This window comes from Rhodopirellula baltica SH 1 (assembly GCF_000196115.1).
Classification (GTDB): Bacteria; Planctomycetota; Planctomycetia; order Pirellulales; family Pirellulaceae; genus Rhodopirellula; species Rhodopirellula baltica.
The window spans coordinates 3,355,164-3,378,009 of record NC_005027.1; the positions used below are offsets into that span (position 1 = coordinate 3,355,164).

The 22,846-nt window shown below is 55.7% G+C and carries 17 protein-coding genes and 1 tRNA gene; 7 read left to right on the forward strand and 11 right to left on the reverse strand.

Annotated elements, in window-relative coordinates; genetic code table 11:
- Nucleotides 1–113: 113 nt before the first annotated feature.
- Nucleotides 114–1,742, forward strand: coding sequence for a glucan biosynthesis protein (locus RB_RS12980; RefSeq protein WP_231846464.1), 1,629 nt, complete (start codon nt 114–116; stop codon nt 1,740–1,742).
- Between the two features lie 36 nt (nt 1,743–1,778).
- On the opposite strand, the gene RB_RS12985 is transcribed toward RB_RS12980, so the two are convergent.
- The 7 genes from RB_RS12985 to RB_RS13015 form a co-directional block, all read right to left on the reverse strand.
- Nucleotides 1,779–3,122, reverse strand: a complete 1,344-nt coding sequence (locus RB_RS12985; protein ID WP_164921961.1) for a redoxin domain-containing protein — start codon at nt 3,120–3,122, stop codon at nt 1,779–1,781.
- A gap of 52 nt (nt 3,123–3,174) precedes the next feature.
- A complete protein-coding gene (locus RB_RS12990) occupies nt 3,175–4,176 on the reverse strand; it encodes a sugar phosphate isomerase/epimerase family protein (protein ID WP_164921962.1) in 1,002 nt (333 codons plus the stop codon).
- A gap of 185 nt (nt 4,177–4,361) precedes the next feature.
- On the reverse strand, nt 4,362–5,273 hold the full coding sequence (locus tag RB_RS12995) for a rhomboid family intramembrane serine protease (protein ID WP_164921963.1): 912 nt from the start codon (nt 5,271–5,273) through the stop codon (nt 4,362–4,364).
- 35 nt (nt 5,274–5,308) lie between these two features.
- On the reverse strand, nt 5,309–5,743 hold the full coding sequence (locus RB_RS13000; protein WP_011120890.1) for a hypothetical protein: 435 nt from the start codon (nt 5,741–5,743) through the stop codon (nt 5,309–5,311).
- A 1-nt stretch (nt 5,744) separates the two neighbouring features.
- Entirely contained in the window at nt 5,745–6,821 is a 1,077-nt protein-coding gene (gene floA, locus RB_RS13005; protein ID WP_007327694.1) for a flotillin-like protein FloA, read from the reverse strand.
- Between the two features lie 190 nt (nt 6,822–7,011).
- On the reverse strand, nt 7,012–8,745 hold the full coding sequence (locus RB_RS13010) for a YihY/virulence factor BrkB family protein (RefSeq protein WP_011120893.1): 1,734 nt from the start codon (nt 8,743–8,745) through the stop codon (nt 7,012–7,014).
- 159 nt (nt 8,746–8,904) lie between these two features.
- Nucleotides 8,905–9,939 (reverse strand): 2-hydroxyacid dehydrogenase, encoded by a 1,035-nt coding sequence (locus RB_RS13015; protein ID WP_164921965.1) that lies wholly within the window; start codon nt 9,937–9,939, stop codon nt 8,905–8,907.
- A 217-nt stretch (nt 9,940–10,156) separates the two neighbouring features.
- Between RB_RS13015 and RB_RS13020 the strand changes: the two genes are divergently transcribed.
- The 5 genes from RB_RS13020 to RB_RS13040 all read left to right on the forward strand — a co-directional run bounded on the left by RB_RS13020 (nt 10,157) and on the right by RB_RS13040 (nt 15,858).
- Entirely contained in the window at nt 10,157–12,052 is a 1,896-nt protein-coding gene (locus tag RB_RS13020) for a tetratricopeptide repeat protein (RefSeq protein ID WP_007327691.1), read from the forward strand.
- Nucleotides 12,053–12,174: 122 nt separating this feature from the next.
- Entirely contained in the window at nt 12,175–13,446 is a 1,272-nt protein-coding gene (locus RB_RS13025; protein WP_164921966.1) for a hypothetical protein, read from the forward strand.
- A gap of 39 nt (nt 13,447–13,485) precedes the next feature.
- Nucleotides 13,486–14,763, forward strand: a complete 1,278-nt coding sequence (locus tag RB_RS13030) for an outer membrane protein assembly factor BamB family protein (protein WP_011120898.1) — start codon at nt 13,486–13,488, stop codon at nt 14,761–14,763.
- A 120-nt stretch (nt 14,764–14,883) separates the two neighbouring features.
- Nucleotides 14,884–15,690, forward strand: a complete 807-nt coding sequence (locus RB_RS13035; protein ID WP_007333254.1) for a response regulator transcription factor — start codon at nt 14,884–14,886, stop codon at nt 15,688–15,690.
- Between the two features lie 83 nt (nt 15,691–15,773).
- Nucleotides 15,774–15,858 (forward strand) — tRNA-Leu (locus RB_RS13040).
- A 1,434-nt stretch (nt 15,859–17,292) separates the two neighbouring features.
- Here the strand turns inward: RB_RS13040 and RB_RS13050 are convergent.
- The 4 genes from RB_RS13050 to RB_RS13065 all read right to left on the reverse strand — a co-directional run bounded on the left by RB_RS13050 (nt 17,293) and on the right by RB_RS13065 (nt 21,231).
- Nucleotides 17,293–18,339 (reverse strand): DUF3500 domain-containing protein, encoded by a 1,047-nt coding sequence (locus RB_RS13050; protein ID WP_007327684.1) that lies wholly within the window; start codon nt 18,337–18,339, stop codon nt 17,293–17,295.
- Between the two features lie 78 nt (nt 18,340–18,417).
- Entirely contained in the window at nt 18,418–19,464 is a 1,047-nt protein-coding gene (gene truB, locus RB_RS13055) for a tRNA pseudouridine(55) synthase TruB (RefSeq protein WP_011120904.1), read from the reverse strand.
- A 95-nt stretch (nt 19,465–19,559) separates the two neighbouring features.
- A complete protein-coding gene (locus RB_RS13060; protein ID WP_011120905.1) occupies nt 19,560–20,816 on the reverse strand; it encodes a lysylphosphatidylglycerol synthase domain-containing protein in 1,257 nt (418 codons plus the stop codon).
- Between the two features lie 139 nt (nt 20,817–20,955).
- The gene (locus RB_RS13065) at nt 20,956–21,231 is read right to left on the reverse strand and encodes a ferredoxin family protein (protein WP_007333249.1); all 276 of its coding nucleotides are present in this window, start codon (nt 21,229–21,231) and stop codon (nt 20,956–20,958) included.
- Nucleotides 21,232–21,410: 179 nt separating this feature from the next.
- Here RB_RS13065 and RB_RS13070 point away from each other — a divergent pair, with 179 nt between their 5' ends.
- Entirely contained in the window at nt 21,411–22,772 is a 1,362-nt protein-coding gene (locus RB_RS13070; protein WP_011120906.1) for a class I SAM-dependent rRNA methyltransferase, read from the forward strand.
- The last annotated feature ends 74 nt before the right edge of the window (nt 22,773–22,846 follow it).

Sequence of the window (22,846 nt, forward strand, 5' to 3'; positions counted from 1 at the left end):
AATTCAACGGGACCAAGTGTATGTACTTCGACGCGTGTTTTGCGAGGCTCTTTTCTTTCTCCGGCCTCGCAGTTTCGGTCGCCCTTCTAATCACAACCACCACGGCCAACGCGGTGGATTTGATCGACGTACGCGACTTTGAATCGCTCAGTCAGCTCGCGGCCGAGCGATCGCAACGGGAATATGAACCGGCCCCCGAATTGCCCGAGCCATTGGCATCATGGCAGTACGATGACTACATGAAGGTGAAGTACCGCCCTGAACGTGCCACCTGGTTTGATCAAGGCTTGCCGTTTTGGTTGGAAACATTTCATCGCGGGTTCGTCCAAACGGACTTGGTCGAGCTGTTCACGCTCAATCCATCTCCCAGTGGCGATCCGATCAGCCAACGCATCGCCTTCAACACAAATGACTTTGTCTACGACGCACCGCTGAATGCCGAAGAGATTCCCCCGGCGGGTCACGCCGGGTTCCGAATCGTGGGGCCGTTTCCCAACCGGCCGGATGCCCAAGAAATGCTGAGCTTCATCGGGTCCAGCTACTTTCGCGGAAGAAGCGGGGACACCATCTACGGTGCCTCGGCTCGTGGATTGGCAATCAACATTGCCATGATGCAAGAAGAGGAGTTCCCCGACTTCCGCGCGTTCTGGATCCAGATGCCGGCGGCGGATTCTGACCAGATCGCAATCCTGGCGTTCATGGACAGTCCCAGCTTGACCGGAGCGTATCGATTCCGATTGGTACCTGGGAACGCGGTGACACGCGTGAAGGTGCAAGCTGATGTCTACTACCGAGATCGCCCAGAGAAGATTGCATTGGCCCCGCTGACGAGCATGTGGATGTGGGGTGACGGATTGAAGGGACCTCCCAAGGACAATCGCCCATCGGTTCACGACAGTGATGGATTGCTGATCCAAACCGGCCCCAACGAATGGCGTTGGAGAGCGTTTGCTCGCCAAAGTTACCCCTCGGTCACATCCACGGAAGTCGAATCGCTTCACGGATTTGGTTTGATCCAACGGAACCGAGCGTTCTATCACTACGACGATCACAACGCACGTTACGACAAACGTCCCAGCGTTTGGATCAAACCAGACGCTCCATGGCCCGATGGACGAATCGAATTACTCGAATTGCCAGGCGCTCATGAAGGCATCGACAACCTGGCTGCGTATTGGCTGCCTCCCGAAGAAGAATCCGCACCCGATCAATCGGCCACCGAGACAGATCCTTCGGTCGAATCAGCCGCCAATCCTGGATCATCCGTTGCGGCGATCGATGCCGTTTCCGAGCCTGATGGTGCAACGGAACCGCCCCAACCCTCCCTTCAGTTCGCGTATGAAGTCAGCTTCTTCCCGGGCGATCCACCGGAACACAACGTGCTCGGCCGAGCAACCAACTTGAGCGTGACTCGACCCAAAAATGCCAACGAACCAATTGAGATGGAAATCCGTTTGGCCGGTCCGGTTCTTCGAGGGCTGCCAGCTGAACACCCGCCTTCGATTCAGTCCAACGCGATCGCTGGTGAAATCTGCGAAGAAGAATTGGAACGCACCGACGAGGGCGATTGGATCCTGCATCTCGGCGTGACCCTCGCGGAGGACAACTCTGGTGAACGACCAGTCGAACTGTCCCTTCAGTTGATTAGTGAGGACCAACCGGTATCAGAAACGTTTGGTTACTTGCTGCCGCCTGCGGAACCAGAGTTTGTGTATCCCGCGGTCTACACGCGACAAGAATGATCTTGAGGACGAGCGTCGCGAATCGCTCCGTTTGGGCTATTTCTCAGGATCCGCTTCCTTCTCAGGATCCGCTTCCGCGGTGACGGAAGAAGCGATGCGTCCACCTTGGACCAGCACTTCCAACTCGTCCGTGAATTGCTGCTTCAATTCGGCTTCGCCGGGAAAACCTTGGTGAACCGCTTCGACGATGCCCGTGGGAGCGATCACCAACGTCAAGGGAATCGATTTCGCGGTGAACAGATCAATCAGATCGCCATCTGGATCCGACGCCACGGTCACATCCCAATCTTGTTCGCTGACGAAACCTTTCACTAACGACGAGCTTTCGCCAACATTCACGGCATAGAACTGAACACCTTTGTCGGCGAATTTTCGAGTGGTCTCGGCAATCACGGGCATCGCCTGCAAACACGGACCACACCAAGTCGCCCAGAAATCCAGCACAACAACTTTGCCCTTCAAATCTTCGTTTCGCACCGTGGAACCATCCATCAACGTCAATTCGAATTCAGGAACGGGTTGTCCCAACAGAGGATGCTCCACCAACTTCTCTGCGGCCTGCTTTTGGAACGCTTCCAACGATTCGTATTCCACCGCCTCTCGCGGCGGGGTGTAGCGGAACAGCTTTTCGTCGACATCGCCGGTCACTCGCCAAGATTTGAAGTCGTACCGCAGCGAATAGGCATAGCCTTGAGGCACCGCGACTTGTCCGGTAGCAATCAACATCGGTGTGAGATCAACCAGCAAACGAAGCGGACGAGGTTTGCCTTCGTCACTGATCCAAAGATCCCATGTGACACCGTCCTTCTGCTGCCCACGCAGATGAATGGATTCGATGCTACCGCGATACTTGACTTTGCCCGCGACTTCGACGGATTTCATTCCACCTAAAAAGGTGACCGCCGGATCCACACCAGCCAACGTGAGTGCCAAAACGACTTCCGGGTAGGGACCAAGATTGATCTCCGAACGGGTCGCGAGTTCCTGGCACGATGCGACGTTTGGCAATCGGAAAAACGCTTCGGGCGTGAGAGCCACAACGCCCTTCTCACCATCGGAATACAACCGTTTCCGGTCGTCAGCCGACTTGTAATAAACGGTGTACTGATTGGGGTACTTCGACGCGATCTGGTAAACCGAATCAGATGTCTCGACGACTTTGCCACCCATCACCGTTTCAGCGGACAGCTCGACAGTCGCACGTGAGACATCGGCTTTTGAAATTCGCGAAAATAGCGGCGTCAATGCTTCGCGAACATCTTCACTGAGTTCAAAGGAAGGTTTGTCTTGAGCAAATCCGGTGGTTGTCATTCCAAAAACGACAACGCAAAACATCAACGACTGCAGGATCTTCCATGTCCCAATACGAACACAATTCACAACGGTAGCCAATCAACTGAAGAAGCAAGACAAGAGAGGACGAGGCCGCCGATCAGGCAGGGGCACCCTTCAAGAATGAATAGCTTTCTCGAACGCTGTCCAAAGGCGCCGGAGACTGATCCTGCTCGACATGGCATTGATCCACGCCAATCTCACGAGCCAAATTCATCACCGCGGGGATGTCGATGATGCCGTTGCCCAGTTCCTTGAAAGCGTCGTTTGGAACTTGACCTTCATCGGTGATGACCGGCGTGTCCTTTTTAAGATCTTTCAAATGCACTTGGCTGATCCGTCCCGCTAAACGACGCATCATCTCGATCGGATCGCGGCCGCCGATCTTGGCCCAGAAAACATCCAGCTCAAATTCCATTTTGTGCGGGTCAAAACGCTCAACGAAAATATCGAACGCGGTCAACTTGTTCGCTTTCTTTTCGTCTTCGTTTGAGTTCGCTTCCGTATTTACCTCTTCGGCGGCACCCCCGTTGAATGTTGCGAATTCGAACGAATGGTTGTGGTAGCACATTCGCATCCCAGCGTTGCGGGTCTGGTCGGCGGCCTTGTTGGCGCGATCCGCAATCGCGCGGCATTTGTCCGCCGTGTCGCGTTGGTGTTTCGCGATGTAGCCAAAGACGACGTGCCGCAATCCGATCCGCTCGGCCAATTCCAAAGTTGTTTCGACTGAACCGACCCCATCCTTTTCCGGTTCCGCGATGACATTGAAATCCATGAATGCACTGTGCACGATCAATCCGTTGTCGCGAGCGATTGCCGCCAAACGAACGGCTTCATCATCGATGTTCATCAACTCGACCTGACGATAACCCGCCTCCGCGACAGCTTTCAGCGTTCCCTCGGGGTCAGCCTTCATCGCATCCCGAAGTGTGTACAGCTGCAATCCGATGCGATCCATGTATGGCAGCGGCTGGCCACCTTCCGCGGCAGTTTTTTCTGCTTCTTGAGCCAATAGAATCAAAGGTTGAGCCAACCAAGCCGCCATCGCGGAAGTGGCGGTCAATTGCAATGCCGTGCGGCGATGGATCGAAGGAGTCTTCATTGGGACCGAGGTGCAAAGGTGCCAAAATGGATGTGGAACTGACGAGCAAGTGAAACGGAGAACACGCCGCAAAAGATTTCGGCACGCTGCTTCCGTCGCGGTGCTTTCATCACTGTGCTTCGCGCCGGAAGCCGGTTTCAACCAGAGGTACGCGTCCTCACGGATTGCCAGTTCGTTCGAAGAGATCAGTCCAGTTCGCGTTTTTGTCGCTGACGCCGGCTGTATCTCTCCAAGGTTTTACGTTCCGAGGAAGTCAGGCTGGATTCCCCTGACTCATGGATTTTAGCCAGAATTCGGTCCGCATCCTCTGCTTCGGCGCGGATTTTTTTGTCGGGATCATGCAATTTCAGCTTTGCTCGACGAGATTTCAGCCTCATTTCGTCCTTGAAATCGCCAAACCGTCTGAAATCAAGCCAATGGAATGACCACTGAAGTCGGTGATACAGGAACCCAAAGAGTGCCCCCGCCAGGTGAACTTCAAAGGCGGTCGAGCTGGCGGAACCGAAAAGCCCCAAAGCGGACACCAAATCAATCAGTACCAAAACCGAGGCCAACACCCACGCTTTCACGGGAAAAACGAACATGAAGAGCACTTCCTGGTGGGGGAAGTAGCAAGCGAAGAGGACCATTACCGCGATCACCGCACCGCTGGCCCCGATCGTCGACACGCCAATGATCTCGGGACTCAATTGCCCAGTCTGGAACAACGAGATGGCACATGGGTACAGCATCCCAACGATGCCACCCGCGATCACCGCGATCAAATAAAACCTGAGAAACTCCTGCCCCCCCAACCGTTGTTCTACCGGACTCCCAAAGACGAACAACAAGAACATGTTGAAGAGAATGTGTAGTGGCAGGACCTCCTCGGTATTGTGCATGAACCCGTAGGTCAGTGGTTGGAACCACAACCAAGGTTGAAGCAACGTTTGGCCGCTGACGCCAAACCAATCGCTGAGCAGCCCTTTCGACAGCCAATCTACCGCGAATAACGCGACATTGATCCCGATCAAAACCTTGATCATCGACAAGGGATTCTCAATTCGATCCCACGGTGTTCGTTCGGAGCGACTGTAGTCGCGTTCGTTCAGCCCCATTCTGGCAATCAATCCATCACAGAAAATTGGCGTCGCTAAAACGAGCGACGTTTGAGAATTTCGCTCATCAAGAATGCTTGCTGAGCCCCACCGGGTCGGGACAACAATCGTCGCAGATTGTCCACCGGCGTCGCCACCCGTCCTCTCGATTTGGAGCCGTTTGACTTCCGATCGCCCTCGTTTGTTTCACCCTCTCGTTGCGAAACGCTGCCTAAACGCTCCTCCACCACTTCCCCCATGACGACATCGTCGCCAGCGTGATCGTCCACGATGGACACATCAATGGCTTCGGCAAGTTGCCGCGTCACCCGTTCGCGATTGCGATCGGAGTACTGTCGCGGACGCGAATGATTGTCCTGACGTCGTTGCTCGTCTTGCAACGCGCGAAAATCAATCGCGTTGCGTTGTCGAATCTCTGCCGACTTTCGCAGAAACGCTTCAAGCTCGTTGGGGTTTTCTTCGCGGGGCATTTCAGTGGGTCTCTTCAGGCGTGTCAGGATCGTGCGAATGCCCGGCTAAGGCACGCCGCATCTCGGTATCCGCGCTCACGTTTTGCAAACGGTAATAATCCATCACCAAAAGCTTCCCACTTCGGAAAGCCTCGGCCATAGCCCGTGGCACATCCGACTGAGCTTCGACCACTTGGGCCTGACTCTTTGCGATCTCCGCCTGCATCTCCTGCTCTTCGGCGACCGCCGCCGCACGTCGGCCTTCGGCGTTGGCTCGAGCCACCGCGGTGTCGGCTTCCGCCTGATCGGCTTGCAAACGGGCACCGATGTTGGCACCGACATCGATGTCAGCGATATCGATGGAAACGATTTCAAACGCCGTTTGAGAATCCAGCTTCTTCACCAACACGGCTTTGCTGATCACGTCCGGATTTTCGAGCACCGCTTTGTGGTCGTCCGCCGACCCGATCGCACTGACGATCCCTTCGCCAACTCGAGCGATGATGGTTTCTTCCGTCGCACCACCAATCAATTGCTGCAGATTGGCTCGCACGGTCACACGAGCTCGAACCTTCAACTGAATCCCGTCCTTCGCGACGGCATCAAGCGACGGTTTCGCCGAACCTCTCGGCGGGCAATCGATGACCTTCGGATAAACACTTGTCTGAACCGACTCCAACACGTCACGTCCCGCCAAATCGATTGCGGTCGCTTCGCGGAACGTCAACGAAATCGTCTTGGCCTTTTTTGCAGCGATCAATGCACGGATGACTTGCTGCACATTCCCGCCGGCCAAATAGTGAGCTTCGAGTGCACCGACGGTCAGCTCAGGATCATCCAGACCGGCTTGCGTAGCCATGATTTTGCTTCGCACGATCGCTCGCGTATTGACCTTTCGGAAGGTCATCCCGATCAGATTGCCAAACGAGATTTTGGAGCCCGTTAAGACGGATTGGATCCACAACCCGAAGTAACTGGTGAAGATAAACAGCACCACAACGATCCCGGCGAAAATCACCAGTGCACCAATCAGCAATGCAGTGGTGACCTTGGGCATCTGAGCCAAAGGCAGGGTGTCCAACAACAGCGATGCAATCATGGGGCGTCTCATGGGGGCGGCATATGTTCGAACCAGACGAAGCTGCCAGGTAAGAAGAGGCTCGAATCGGACACGAAGAAGGCGTTTTTTCCTTCGTCCTGTCTTTCGGGGGCCGATATCATCGTCCTGGCCCCGTGATCCAGTGTCAAGCGCGGCAACTCGCTCACGTCCATCGCGACACGAACTTCACTCAACCGTTCGAATTGTTATCGTCACTGGACTTGGATTCGTCTGATTCACCCGTCGTTGAATTGTCCTGCGTCGGCAAATCGTCATCCATCCATTCCGCTAAAGAACGAGTTCCCGCGGCAACGCACTCAGCTTCTTTGAGGGCGGCCAGGGTCTTCCAGGCCGGATGATCGCTCGCCGGCCGGAACCGATGAGCCAACCGCATCACTTCAGCCAGAAGAATGTTGTCGGCGGGTCGGGCAAGAGTGAGCTGGTTTTCTTGGCCCGCCCCGGTTACCACGCGCCGCAAAAAGTTGGCCTCGATCAGCCGCGTTTCCATTTCGTGAACCACGCGGCTCGACAATCCCAATCGATCGGACAATTCCTGACGCCCAACGGCTTCGCCTTCAGCAAAAGCGATCGCGACCTCGGTCATGATTGGAAGCATCCAATCGGGGTCACCGGCCGGCAAGTCTTCCTGCTTCTCACCACGGCGACGGAATTCTTTGCCGCGAACGGTTTGCAAGGTGTAGGTCAAAATCAGTCCAAATAAGACGATCAACCACGTCAGGTAGATCCAAAGCAAGAACAACGGGATCACTCCGATGGACCCATACAGTTCCAAATACGGAACAGCAGTCGTCACGTAAATCTGGAAACCATACTTGGCAAACTCCCACAACACCGCGCTGACCGCCGATCCCATTACGGCGGCTCGCACCGAAACATGAGTGTTCGGCATCAACGCATACAGCAGGAACAACAACACCCAAGCGGCGAGCAACGACAGAGCGTGTTGCAGAATCCAAACTGGCCCGGAGCCGGCACCCAGATTTCCAAACCAGTCGATGACCTGTGCTGACATGTAAAGGCTCAGCGCCAACAGCCCGCTTCCAAGCGTGATGATCGACCAATGAACCGCCACGCGAAGATGAATCGGTCGCTGCGTTGGAGCATCAAAAATGCGGTTGAACAAATACTCGGTTGCATCCGCCAACGCGACCGCGGCGTAGATGAATAACAACAAACCAAAGACGCCGATCGATGCAAAGTCCAACGAAGCGATCTTGGAAGTCGCCCCGTGCAGTGTCTGCCGAATGATTTCGCGAGCTTGATCGTCGGCTTCCGCTTTGCCTTCGATCTCTTCTGCATCAATGACTTCGCCGGCCGCATCCTCTGCCGTCGGCGGGTATCCGGCGATGGTTGGGTCCGTTGCATCACCTGCCAAGCCCCCTTCTTCCGGCATTCCGTCAGGTCCGCCCCCGAGTCCTTCATCGCCAATGCCTTCGGCGGCGTTTGAACCTTCGGAATTTTCGTTGACGTCGCCGGAGTCAGGGACGACCAATTCGATCACGGGGTCGTCTGAGTCTCGAAAATCCGGCGTGTTCACTTCCGTCGAGTCCACGGTCGCTTCGATTGGCAAAGCGTCGGGATCGGGTTCCGGAACCGGAATGTATTCCGCTGGGATCTGTGGAACACCAAAGAACGAATACAGTTGGTTCTCAACCCTCAACTGCACGTCATCCAACCCGCCGAAGACGCGAAACATCACCAACCCCAGCACCACGACGGGGATCAGTGAGAAAATCGTTCGGTAAGTCAACTCCGCCGCCATGCCCTCGGCACGATGTCGGTGCAACTGAGCGCTGCAGTGGATGACCAGATCCCACGCCGTTCTCAACTGATGTTGGCGGCGAGACAGTTCGTCTCTCGGACGCTCAATCGTTTCGACAATGTAATTCCACCAGTGACGCACGGTGAATTCCTTGATGGGTGGTCGGCAGATGGAGGATTCGAAACGGGCGACGGATTGGTTGAACCGACGAAGGGCCAAACAGGAATCAATCGATTGTCGATTGCTGCATCGTCACCATCCGACCGCTTGGAGGCAACGTGTCGTGATCCCATTCATTGCTCAAGTGACCGAGCACCGCAACGGTTTGCCCGCCAACCCCGCGATCAAGTTGTCGACCGCGATTTCCGACATTGCGTTTCGGCTGGTATGAGTCGCACTGCCGATATGCGGCAAGATCACGCAGTGAGGCGACTTCACCAAGGCGTGATCAGCGGGCAGGGGCTCAGGCGTCGTGACATCCAATCCGGCTGCAAAGATGGCTCGCCGATTCAAGGCGTCGACCAAAGCGTCTTGGTCGACAATTTCACCTCGTGCCGTGTTGACCAACACCGAGGTCGACTTCATTTTCCCAATCGCATCCGCATCGATCAGGTTGCGCGTCTCGTCCGTTAGCGCGACGTGCACCGAGACGAAATCGCTTTCCGCCAACAAAGTGTCGAGTTCGACACGTCGGCCGCCCAATTCTTTTTCAACGTCGCCTTGATCGCTTCGCGACGTGTACAGGAGGTTCATCCCCCAACCTCCTACCAATCGCTTGGCGGTCGCTTTTCCGATGCGTCCCATGCCGACAATTCCTAGGGTTTTGTCGGAAGGCTCGACTCCCAACCACCCCGTCGGCTCCCAAGTTTTCCACTCGCCTTCACGAACTTGATTGCCCGCCGGTAGGACGTGCCGTGAGGCAGCAAACAACAAAGACACAGCCAAATCGGCGGTCGCATCGGTCAATACGTCTGGCGTATTCCCCACCACAACGCCGCGGGTCTTGGCCGCATCGACGTCAATGTTGTTGAAACCGACGGCATAATTGCTGACGACGCAAAGTTGCTCACCCGCGACATCCATCAACTCGCCGTCGATTCGATCGCTCAGCATGGTCAGCAAACCATGCCGGCCCTTCACCAATCGGCACAGTTCCTCACGACTGGGTGGGATCGCCTCCGGCCAAACCTCGACTTCACAAACTTCTCGAAGCCGCTTCAGCGACTCGCCGGGAATTTGCCGCGTTACCAATACGCTGTGTTTCATCGTTTCCATTCCCAAACGTGACGTTTCATCGACTCGATTCCCCTTCGCGGCTTTCTCAGAAACCGACATAATGGATCTCTGCCCCGCGACCAGGGCTTCTCGTTTCCTAAAAATGATACGATGGAGTTCGTCCGCGAAACACAGGGTTCCGGATCTTCGAACGGAAACAGCACCCTTTCCTGAACTCGTGTGCCACGTGCTGCGAACGGATTGTGCAGAAACGGATTCCGGAAACCGAATTCCAACACCCTCCAACTTGCCCCCTACCCTTCGACGAGACTTCTGGATGAATCATCGACGCAGCGGCCAGCGTTCACCTTCGAACCTCTCCCGTCCTTTTGCCGACACTTTCAGCCACCCTCGCGTTTTGGCGAGCGTCGCGATTGTTTGTCTTTCCGCGTTGCCCGTTCATTCGTTGCAAGCCGCTCCACAGCAAGCTGCCGAATCCACGCTGGAGCAAACGCCGGCGACTGAAACCGCTCCTGTGGAAGAAGCCAAGCCGGCACCGCCGGTCGCACCCGCTTTGCCAGGTGCGCCGCCGCTGCTGCCTTCACAAATGAAGCAATCGGCGGATCCCGGCCAAGCTGACTTGGATGAAGCGGTGCTCAAACGCATTGATGCCGAATCCAACGAGGATCTGGAAGCCGTTGCCTCTCTGATCGAATCCGCGTTAGCAAAGGGCCTCGACGACGAAAACCAATCTTTCGCGAAAAAGATGCTCGGCAGCATCCAACTTCAACGAGGCCAAGGTTTGGCCGGTGCGATGACTCGCATGCGAGGTCGACGAGCTTTGCAAGTACGTGATGAAGCCCTGCGGGTGCTCGACCAAGCGATCGAAAACGATCCTGAACTCGCCGAAGCTCACATGCTGATCGCCCGACTGAACTTGCTTCCTGATGGCGATGAAGAACGAATCGCCAAAGCGACCTCGGCGGCGATCAAGTTGCTGCAAGACGATCCAAAGGAACTTAGCACCGCGTATCTGCTGCGTGCGATGACCCAAGATAAAACCGACGATCAGTTGGCGGACCTCACCAAAGCGATTGAGTTGGATCCGAGCAACGCCGAAGCCGTCCGCCAACGGGCTGGACTTCGAATGCAAGAAGGCGACTTCGACAAGGCCGTCGAGGATCTGCAAAAAGTTCTCGAACTCGATCCGACAAACGAACAGATCGCTGCTGCGACCGTGCAGCAACTTGTCGAACTGGATCGCGCTGACGACGCGTTGGAACTGCTCAGCAAAACGATCCAAGCTCGCCCAAGCGAAGGCCTGTATCGATTGCGAGCCCTGCTGTACACGAACATGGATCGCGAGGACGACGCCCTGGCCGATTTAAACAAAGCCCTCGCGATGCAACCGAAAGATCCAATCGCGTTGTTGCAACGCGCCGAGATCTCACTTCGCCGCGACGATGTCAAAGACGCCAAACGAGACTTGGATGCCGCGATCGATTTGGCACCGCAAGTCGAACAACTGGATCAAGCGATCGTCGTCCGCTGCTTCATCGCGGTGGAAGAAGGCCGCATGGCCGATGCGATCAACGACATGAAAATCCTGATTGATCGCAGTCCGGACGATGTGTATCGCCAACTGCAATTAGCAAATTTGTACTTGCAAGACGACCGACCTCGCCAAGCCATCGATATGCTCAGCGGTGTGCTGGATCGCGATCCTAAAAATGCTTCCGTATTGCGATCACGCGGCGATGCTTACTTGGCCGTCGGCGATCATGCCGAAGCCATCGCGGACTACGAAAAAGCGTTGACCAACCTGAACGCGGACAACGAAACCGACGCGATCATTCTTCCCAGCGTCCTGAACAATTTGGCATGGGTCCTGGCAACTTCGCCCAAAGACGAAGTCCGCAACGGCGCCCGATCGCTGGAACTTGGGTTGCGAGCGGTCGAGATGACGAATGAATCCGAAGGGCACATCTTGAGCACGCTGGCGGCCGGCTACGCGGAATCAGGCGACTTCGAAAACGCGGTGAAGTGGAGTGAAAAAGCCGTCGAAGCAGCAAAGAAGGAACTGGAAGAAGGTGCCAGCGAAGAATCCGTGCAGCTGAAACAATTGCAAGAAGAACTGGAATCCTATCGCGTCAAAGAACCTTGGCGAGAAAAACAGGACACCGAAGAAAACCAGATTCCGTTGCTCTCACCTGATGATTTGATCGACACTTGATCGAAAACTTTTCGATCAACCGGTCCACAACGGCGCACTTGGAAGTGTTGTAGGATGTTGCGAAGTTGCCTTCGCTCATTTTTCGGCGGGTTTCGCTCCGCCTTTCTTCCGGGTTCAACGCCATGCCGCTGCCTCGACTCTCGCGACGGACATTCTCACGAAGCGTCGCGAGTCCGCAATTCTTTCTGCCCACCGCCTTGTTGCTGCTGCTGTCGGTGAGCAGCGACGCTTTGGCGGACCAGCCCGGCAACACCACCAACAATTCGCTGGTGGAGGTCTTGAACCGGCTCGACGCGGAAGGCGTTGGGCATTCGGATGCGATGAAGGCGATGTCGGCCCAAGCGAAATCGACGGACGTCTCTCCAGCCCAGTTGTTCGCGACGTTGGACTCGATGAGCCACGCCGAACCGCGAGCAAAGAACTGGCTGCGGCTGCTGGCATCTCAACAGATTGAAGCGGCCGAGTCCAACGCGGCGACGACCGGCAAGTTGAATTCGTTGAGAGAGGATCTGCTCGTATTCTTCAACGACCGATCTTACGACGGCGATGCCCGCTACCTGATCTATCGTCACCTCGTTGATAAAAACCCGGATCGTCGAGAAACGTTGCTCGAACAGGCCGTCGACGACCCGTTCATTCCTCTTCGCTACTTGGCGATGGAGCGGAAGATGAAACAAGCGGAACAGTTTGAGGGCGAAGAAGCGATTGAGGCCTACCTTGAATTGCTGCCTCTCGCCCGTCATCCGAACCACTTGCGAGAGATCACCGCTTCGCTGAAGAAACTCGGCCGTCCAGTTCAGCTGGCCAAGCAACTTGCCATGATCACGCAATGGCAGGTCATCGCTTCTTTCGGCAACAAGGACAGCGAGGGATTCGATCACGTCTATGAGGTCGAAACCGAGTATGCGGAATCGCCTTTGAATCACGAACTTGTCAAACAGTCTTTTGAGGCCGCAACAACGTCTGAAGGCGACGACAAAACAACTGGCGAAACCCTGACCTGGCAAACACTATCGACCGACGACAACGCGGGGATGGTGGACTTGAATCCGACCTACGACAACGCCAAAGACGCGATCGCGTACGCGGTGTGTTTCTTTGAATTGCCCGAAGGAGAAACCACGGATGCACAAGCGAGGCTGGGTTGCATCAACGGCAATAAAGCCTGGATCAATGGACAGCCTGTTCTTAGCAACGAAGTCTATCACTCCGGTTCGAGCATCGATCAATACGTTTCGAATTGTCAACTTCGACCTGGATTGAATTCGGTTTTGTTGAAGATCTGCCAGAACAACCAGACCCAACCTTGGGCGCAAGACTGGCAATTTCAGTTTCGTTTGACGGATTCGACGGGTCGCGGAATTCCGGTGACCGTTCTCAACGTCGCTCGCTGAAAATACACACCTCAAGGACATCCTCAGGACCTGACCGTCATGCACTTTTCTCAACGCTTCGTATTTGCTGGGCTAATCGCTGCAGGCATCGGCCTGGTGCCTGGTTTTGTCTCCCAAAACGCATTCGCCTCAGACTGGTTGCAATTTCGAGGATCCGACACAACGTCTTCGTCCAGTGAGGTCACGCCTCGTCCGGGCGATGACTCAATGCAACCAGCCTGGGAAGTTGCCACTTCCGGACGTGGCATCAGCAGTCCCATCGTGATTGGCGACAGCGTGGTGGTGACCAGCAGTGGAGGCGAGGATGAGCGAGATCTGTACATCGAAGCCTTTTCCGCACTCGACGGATCTCGTTTGTGGTTGCGAACGCTGCATGCACTCGGTCGGCCCTACACGCATCCGACCAGTGCCAACGCATCCCCATCGCCCGCCAGCGACGGTGAAAAAATTGTCGCCTTGTTCAGCTCCTGCGACTTGGTTTGCCTGAAATCCGACGGCACTCCGCTCTGGTATCGAGCTCTCGCGGTCGACCATCCTCGAACGGGCAACGATGTCTCGATGAGCAGTTCGCCCGTCATCCTCGATGATGTGGTCGCCGTTCAACTCGAAAACCAAGGCGACTCGTTTAGCAGCGGCATTGATCTCGAAACCGGCGAGACGCTTTGGACTCGCCCCCGCCCCCGTCGCTCAGGATGGGCCACGCCGATCGCGGTTCGATTGCCCGACCCCGCCTTCGTCTTTCAAAATGCCGACGGGATTGAACTCGTTGCCGCACGATCCGGTGAGCTCCTCGCGACGCTCGATATCTCCGGCAGCACCACCTCGTCGCCGACATGGGCACCGCCACTGTTGCTTGTTCCAGGCGACGGCATCACCGCGTTCAATCTTCGCGAACCGTCGTTCCCAATCGCTTGGGAAAACTCTCGGCTGAAGTGCAGAAGTGTTTCGCCCGTGGTTCACAACGGGCAAGTCATCGTGAACCAAGGATCCGTGATTGCCGCGGCGGACTTCACGACCGGCGAGTCGACCTGGAAGACTCGAATGCGGGATGTCAAATCCGTTTGGGCAACACCGATCGCCACCGCCTCCGGGATCTACGTCGTCGACCAATCCGGAACCATCACGGTGGTCGGCGAAGGGAAGTCGGGCGAAGAGTCCGACACCGGCAAAGTCGACGTTCTCGGCACCGCGGAATTCACCGGCCCGATGCTCGCCACGCCCGCCGTCTCGGATGGATGCATCTTTCTTCGCAGCGATCGATCGCTGATCAAGCTTGCTCATTCGACGGCCTCGGAGTCAAAACCAGCCGCCGAATGAGGTCGCTTTGAGTTGGTCGTTTTAAACTCGGCCGCTCCGGCGACCTGGGTGAAAAAACCACAGGTCGCCAGGAGCGGCCTCGCCCCAATAGTCATATCGACGTCACACTGCGACAACTCCATGGGCGAATTCGCTCAATTGGCACAGCAGTTGCGATTTGATCCCTCTGAGGCGACACCGCGAGCGTTCGCGTTTGTCGTTCCCAACAGTCTGAATCCATCAGAGGGCGCCATGCGCGAAGAAATAAAGAACATCGACTGGTTGAACGTGTTCGACCAAGAACCGGACGTTGGCCTAACGGTCGTCGAGGACAATGGCCAGATCATCCACTTCAACCAAGCCGCCCTTCGCTTGTTCGGCGTCGACGACGAAGACTTGCTCGGTAAAAGTCTTCACGACGTTTTTGCGGAGGAATACGTGCAAGAACGAATGTCATGGGTCCGGGAAGTCATCGACACCAACAAAGCGCTTCGAGCGACCCATATCTATTGCGGCCGAATGTTGGTCTCGTCGTTCTATCCGCACCGCGATGGCGATCGAAATTTCGCGATTGTGCTGACCCGTCTGGATGGCATGCTGCCTGATGGTGACATCAAGGACACACAGAGTCAGTTCATCGATTTGGGTCCATTGTCGGTACTCAGTCCTCGAGAGCTGGAAGTGCTGGTCTTGCTGGGGCAGGGCAACAGCGTCCCCGAAGTTTCGCGTTTGCTTTACCGCAGCCCGCGGACAATCGAGCGTCACAAAACCGAAATCGGCCACAAGCTTGGCGTTTCATCGATCGCGCAGCTCACTCGCTTGGTCGCTCAGGCCGGTTTGAAACCGGAACACCTGCCACTGCAGCGATTCAACGCTGTCCCGAAGCCTCACCAATGCACGCCAGACTTGTTGCCAGTCAACATCGAAGCCTCCACGTCATCCGCCTGATCGAACCCATCGACAGACTTTCGTGTCCCCAAGTTCACGGAAGCCAATCCAGGCGATACACTTCTGCCATCACACCGACTGATGCCCAGGTGGTGGAATTGGCAGACACAGGGGACTTAAAATCCCCCGGACGTTTAGTCCTTGCGGGTTCGAGTCCCGCCCTGGGTACTGATGAGCGCCGTCGCACGGTATCGCGGCGAGTAGAACTGCGGTTTTCACTGGTCTTTCAACAGTTACCCATTCCACTCCGTCGTTCGTTTGCACAGTTCGCTACTGCGAAGTGGGGTGGATTTTGGGGTTAGACACTCTCTGTTGAAGGCGGATGCATGACCGATCAGCAACATTCCAGAGCACAGAAATGACTCGTTGTTGATCTCTTGTGAATTGCCGAGGACTCTTCGCTGAGCCTTTGTGTGCAACAAAACACCCTCATTCGCCGCTTCGACTAGCTCACCTTGTTGACCGCCGAATAGCAGCTTGTTGCGGGTGATTACCCCCGCCGATGAAACGTACAACGAGGGCAGCCGGCCCGCCCTAGAATCACAACTGGCTAATTCGGTGCTGGCAGATCCTCAAGATCAGGATAGAAGCACCGTTGAGCTGTGCCATCAAGAAGCCGCATTCAATTGCTGTGAAAAGCCTTGGCTCTCAGAAGTAGCTTGCCTTCTTCGAACCGCACACTATTCCCTGCGGTAAAAAAACTTGTTTGCTCGTAGCGACTCGATCGTCAATTATGACATCAAGCCGGCCCGTATTGGACTTTTCAGACTGTTTTGGGAATTCACGCAGCACGACGAAGTCAGGACCAACCTGTGCCAATGAGTAGACTTGACCGGCCAGAGACAGCTTGATCACGACTTGTGCCGAGTAAGGACTTCGTCTTCTAACCACGGACCAGTTGACATCAGAGGAACGAGCGTCGGCGTACTGCAAAAAACGATGTTCAGTACCTGATTTTGGCAATCTGCTGGGAATGGGCCAAGAGGGGTCTGTCTGGCCTACAGTTATTAAATCGCGACAAAGGTATTCGACCGGGAACGAAACTTCAATTCTGAAGTCAGTTGCTACGAAATCCTCCGAGACAACCAAGTTTAAGAGATCGATGGATTCACGATTCACCACTTGATAGACAGCGATTCAGAGCTTCTTGTCGTCGAGATGACGATTGTCGCTACTTCCTTTATTCTCGACTTTGGAAAAGCCTACATCAACCAACGGCCGGATTTCTCTGAATCGGTGATGGAATATGCGAGCAAGAGCGAGCAGAAATGTTTGAGGGCAATTGGGACTTGGTTGACTCAGCCGTGTCGTCGCTTGAGCAATTCGGGATTTTTCATTGGGTCGCGAGACCCGGCAATATCGATTGCCGGAATCACCCGCTGGCAAAACAGAACGACTGATGAATGTAGCCTTCAATTCTTCGTCCGATGAATTGCAGACGCTGTCCTCGGACCACTGAATTGGTAAGCACAGTTCTTTCAGTGTCGCTCAAGAAAAAAGCCGCTTCGGCGTGAGCGGTGATCGCTGACGCTGAAACGGCTTGGATGATTCGCGAGACTTGATCGGATGAAGAGCGAGTCTTTTTGAAAGAGTCGTCGTCGCTCAGGGAGCGACTGGCAAATCGAAGTCGCCGGACAAGTCTCGGTAGACGCAGTGAATGTGGTTGGCGGGGTTGCCAGCCGGATCGGCTTGCGTGTTCACAAACTCGATCAAGAAACGTTCGCCTTGCACGCGGTAGTAGTGGCCGATACCGGGCTCGAGGGCTCCGGCCCAGGCAAAGTGAACCTTGCTCCAACCGTCCGACTCAATCTGTTGCGACCGTTCGGCAGCGACTTCCTCGGGTGCGACTTGGACATACAAGTCGACCAAATCTCGAAGTTGCTTTTGTTGATCCGGGTTCAAACTCGAGTAAGCAATCCCTTCGGGTTCCCCAACTTCAGGTTGAGGCTCGCCAGCGAATCGAATTTCAGCCAAAGCTTCTTCCGCGAATCGGGCGACTTTGATCTGGTTGGCATCCAACGAGTTCACAAGCTTGAACGCGAGCTGTTCTTCTTGGTTCAAAACTGCGGTGCCCTTGCCGAGCGTGACGCTGGTTTCGTTTTTTACGACGGCGGGGTTGGTCGCCATGAATTGCGGTGTGGAATCAACCACCTTTCCACCACGGCAGACAAAGTTGAGCGACAAGTGGTGGCCTTCGAATGACAATCCCCATCGTGCGTCTTCGCCCTCCGCTTTGACATCGCCAAACAACGTGACGTAGTAGCGTTGTGGGTTACGTTCCCAAGTTCCTTTACCAGCTTCCATCTCGTTGAGGACTTCCTCCAGCAACATGATCCGGTTGGCTTTGCTGTAACCTGCTTCGCTGAGCGCGGAACGAAGAAGGCGCAAAGCGGCCGTTCGCTGAGCATCATTCATCTGCTCGAGCATCAAGCCTTTGCGTTCCTTCTTTGGAATGAAATGCCAACCGACTCGCTTTGGCGAATCGAACGCCATCACAGCGTCAGCCTTTTGCTCCGTTGTCAGCGTATCCACAAACGCGACGGCAAAGGTTTGCATTTGTTCGGCGGGAGAAGCCGCCAGCTTCCAACCTGCGAGGCCGACGACCGCGACGGCGAAAAGAGAAAGCGTGGCAAAACGAATTTTGTTCATGGCGGGGTAGTGAAAGGGAGGAAGTGAGTTTCGGAGCAGCAATCGATCCGAAAGGTGGGAACCCGGCGGAGCGGGAAATCAGCCACGTAGGGTAATTGATTCCGTCGTCGGAAACACTCTCAGCGGGTGCCACAATTTGCCATGGGGGCGAAGTATCGCGACCAATTCCCCCCAGGGGCCGGAGGAACCATCCGAACGATCGACCCCGATGCAATCCAAAACATCCGTGTTTCGATCGAACGTGTCGACCTGATCGATGCAGCCAATCCACGCTTCCGGCAATGGTTCAGACGGTGCTTCAGGGGTTCCTGAGATACGAATTCCGGCTTGAAGCATGCCGATTTGCTGCCTGTCCAGATTCATCGCCGGCATATGCGTCAGTCCCTCGATCGCAGGCCGGAGGTATTTCACCATCGGTTCAGATGACATTTTTTCGCGGTCATCATCATCAAACATGAACGCGCAATCGAGCGTGTCGTCCAAAGTGAATCGCCCGACCTCGTTTCGAATCAACTTGGTCATCACCGCTGCGCATCCGCAAGCGGCAGCAACATCCATCCCCAGCGTCCGCAAGTAAGTTCCCGAACCACACCGGACGTCCAATCGCATCATCGGCGGCTCGTACGAAATCAGCTTCACCGAGTCGATCAGAATTCGGCGTTTGGGCATTTCAAAATCCTCGCCACGACGTGCCCTTTTATGGGCTCGTTCCCCGTCGACCTTGATCGCCGAATGAGCCGGCGGGGTTTGTTCCACCACGCCATGAAAGTCCTTGAGCACTTGTTCGATCTCCGCCGCCGTCGGCAACTTGACGTCCGTTTGCGTGACCAATTCGGATTCCAAATCGCCTGACTCGCTCGATACACCCAATCGAAAATCAGCGAGATACCGCTTGCCGTGTTGCAGCACCCAAGGGGTCAAACGCGCCGCCGAACCAATCGCTAGCAACACCAACCCTTCCGCCAACGGATCGAGTGTTCCGGTGTGCCCGACCTTCAATTTGCGAAGCCCAAATTCACCGCGCAGCCGCCTCTGGGCGCGGTTGACTAAATCTCTTGAAGTCGCACCCGGCGGTTTATAGCAAGGCAAAAAACCGAGCGGTGAATGTTCGCCGTTGGGGTCCATGAAAACGTATCAACTCAGTGAATGAAAACGACATTGAAAAGGAAGAGCACGCCAACCATTCATGAACGTGCTGCAAAACGCTTCTACCATCCGATTCAAACCGAAATGGCTCGCAAGTACAGGTGACTGGCCAAAGCCAAGATGCTCTCGACAACGATGAACAGAATTCTCGCGGTGATCACGCATAACAAAGCGTGCGTTGGGTCGGTCACAGTGCCCAACACGATCAACGTCACCCACTCGCGAACGCCAGCACCGCCGGGCAACAACGACGCGAAACCGAGGACCATGCCAAGGCTGATCGCGGCGGTGGCAACAGTCAGTAACTCATGACCAATCGGCAATCCATTGTACGCGGGAATGGCCTTCATCACGCAGGCAAATGACAAACCGATCAAGCACCAAGACAACAGCGACCAAGCCCAACCCGACATCAGTCGCGGCCAAGTGATCGCGGACGAGACATCCGCCGCCGCAGTAGACGCATGGGTTGATGGGTCCGAACCCGCCTCCCCTCCGGTCGCCCCACCCGCCGATTCAACGGATCGAGATCGATCCCGTCGCTTGCTCACCAGTGCGATGACGCGCCGCATGACAGGTGGAAGAGTTGGTATGCAGGCAGCCACCGCCATCAACGACGCCGCCCATTTCACCCACTGAGGAAGCGGTGTCGACCACATCAAACAACCCGCTAATGCGCCACCAACGGACATCATCAATAGCGTTTCAAAAAACACGCACGTGGTCGCTCGACCAATGAGAAGTTGCCTCGACGGTGTGTCTCCCATCACAGCAGGCAGGCTGGCCGTGTTGGAGGTCGAGACCACCGCGGACACTCGAAGCACCACCACCATCGCTTTACCGGGAATGTACTTCCCCGCGTGCCCGAGCAACTGAGCGGCGGTGGCTCTCATCAACGAACAAGGAACATGGAATCCGCGCAGGGCTCCGTGCAAAACGCATGCTGGTGGCAACAAACCAATGGCATAGAACATCGCCGCAAGGATGATCGATCCCAGAGAAACGTTCTGCCACGTTGGAAGCGACTGCAGCAACCGAGTCCGTTCTTCCATCAGCGATTGACGATCTGCCGAAGACGAGTCGACTGAATCTTGATCCGGCAGTTGATCGATCGCGGGTGGTTCCGTGGCCAGCAACTTTTCATCGAGCGCGTGGACACGAATCTGCACCGCGGCGACTTCGGTTTGCCAACGCTCGACCGCATCCTTGGCCGCCAGCAGCAGGCCCACGACAACCAGGACGGCAATGAGTCGTTTGGCCCAGCGCATCCATCCAGCGGTCCGCCGTACGGGAGCAGGCTCCCGCGATTCGGATTCGGCGGAATCAACCACAGATTGTTGGCTCGGCTGGTTGTGCCATGAGGAGGCTCAAACGAATGGTCTGACTTCCGGCCCGCGAATCGGTTCGATGAAAGAATCGAGCACGCGGACCGGTTGAGCAGACAGGTTCATTCGCTCCAAGAGCAACGAATCAGTTGTCAGCGAGAGGTTCTTTTTTCTCGGTGATCACTTCCGTTTTTTCAGACATCTCTGCGTTCAACTCGATGTAGCTTTGCCACTCTTCTGGCAGATTGTCTTCATGGAAAATCGCTTCCACGGGACATTCCGGTACACAGGCTTCGCAGTCGATGCACTCTTCCGGGTGGATATACAACATCTGTTCGCCTTCGTAGAAACACTCCACAGGGCAAACGACGACGCAATCGGTGTACTTGCATCCCGAGCAGGGTTCAGCAACGACGTGCATGGTCTAACCTTCCAGTTTGATTGAGAAATGGAACGATCCAACTGAATCGTTCTCGCACTATATCGGTTCGAGCAAGGCCGTAACTTCGATCAAAACAAACGTGCTCTGAGCGACTATCCTCGCAGTTCGCCTATTTTGCCATTTCCGCCGTCCCCGGCAAACCCGCCTCCATCGACAATTTGGTCACTTTCAACCTGATGCAATCTTCTTCCGCCCGTTGGCAAATTCGCACTCGTCCCAATCGCCACTACCCGTTTTTGTCGCGACACCCTTGGGTCATGGCCAACGCACTGGCACACGCCACGCTCCGCGAAGTGACTCCTGAGGCCCCTTCCGACGATGGCCAGTCACCGTCTGCTGACACGAATGCCGCCGAAACGGACCAACCAGCCGCTGAATCGGATCCCGCCGATCGCCAACTACCAGCCTGCGGCGAAATCATTGACCTGCTGGATTACGACGGAAACTGGATCGCCCGCGGGTTGATCAATCCGGCAAGCCGCCTGCGAATTCGGCTTTATGCGTTTTCGTCGGAAGAACAAATCGACGACTCGATGTGGGCAGAAAGGATCGAGCAAGCCGTTGCACGTCGACGTTTGACCGGCCCGGCCAACCCACAAGGCGGCGAACGCCTGATCTTCAGCGAGTCAGATCGAATGAGCGGTCTGATCGTTGACCGATATGCCGATTGCCTGAGCATCCAAATCACCGGCGGAGCTCTGATTCCGCGAACGGAAACTTTGATTCGCGAAGTCACCGCCGCGGCGGCTCGGCACCAAACGCCTTGCCAAAAAGTTTTGGTTCGCATGGATGACGCAACCGTCAAACACGAAGGCGTCTCGGAGGAAACCTTGGCTGAGCTGCAGTCGCTGACGACGCTGGATAGCGAAGCCGATTCGACCGTGTGGTACCAACACAATGGTTTGGAGATGGCGATTGACTTGCAAGACGGCCAGAAGACTGGTGGCTATCTCGATCAACAACTCAACCACGCCGCCGCGGCGAGCTACATGGCCGACCGCCGAGTGCTCGACATCTGCACCTACACGGGTGGCTTCGCTCTGGCCGCCGCGCGTGCCGGCGCCAAAGAAGTGGTGGCTGTCGATAGCAGCGAGCGGGCGCTCGACATTGCCAAGCGCAACGCTGAACGCAATCAGTTGACCAACGTTCGATTCGATCAAGGCGACTGCTTCGATGACCTGAAAGAACGGCGTGAACGCGGCGAACAGTTTGATGCGATCATCCTCGATCCACCGCGATTTGCTGGTTCACGCAACCAAACCAATGCGGCGCTACGAGCCTACACGCGGCTGAATGCCTCGGCGGTCGATCTGTTGCCGCCGGGTGGAATTCTGGTCACCTGCAGTTGCTCCGGGCGAGTCTCTCGAGCGGACTTTTTGAACATGCTGGTCGACGTCGGGCGGAAGCGAGGTCGCGATCTCATCGTTCTGGAAAGTCGCGGTCCATCGCCCGATCACGTCTTCGCGGTCTCATGCCCCGAGAGCGACTACTTGAAGTGCATCGTTGTTCAGGTGATTTGACGTGATGCCGAATATGCGATCATTCCTTTCGGAATCTTGGTGAATTTTGGTGCGGGGTAGGATCGCGGAACGCG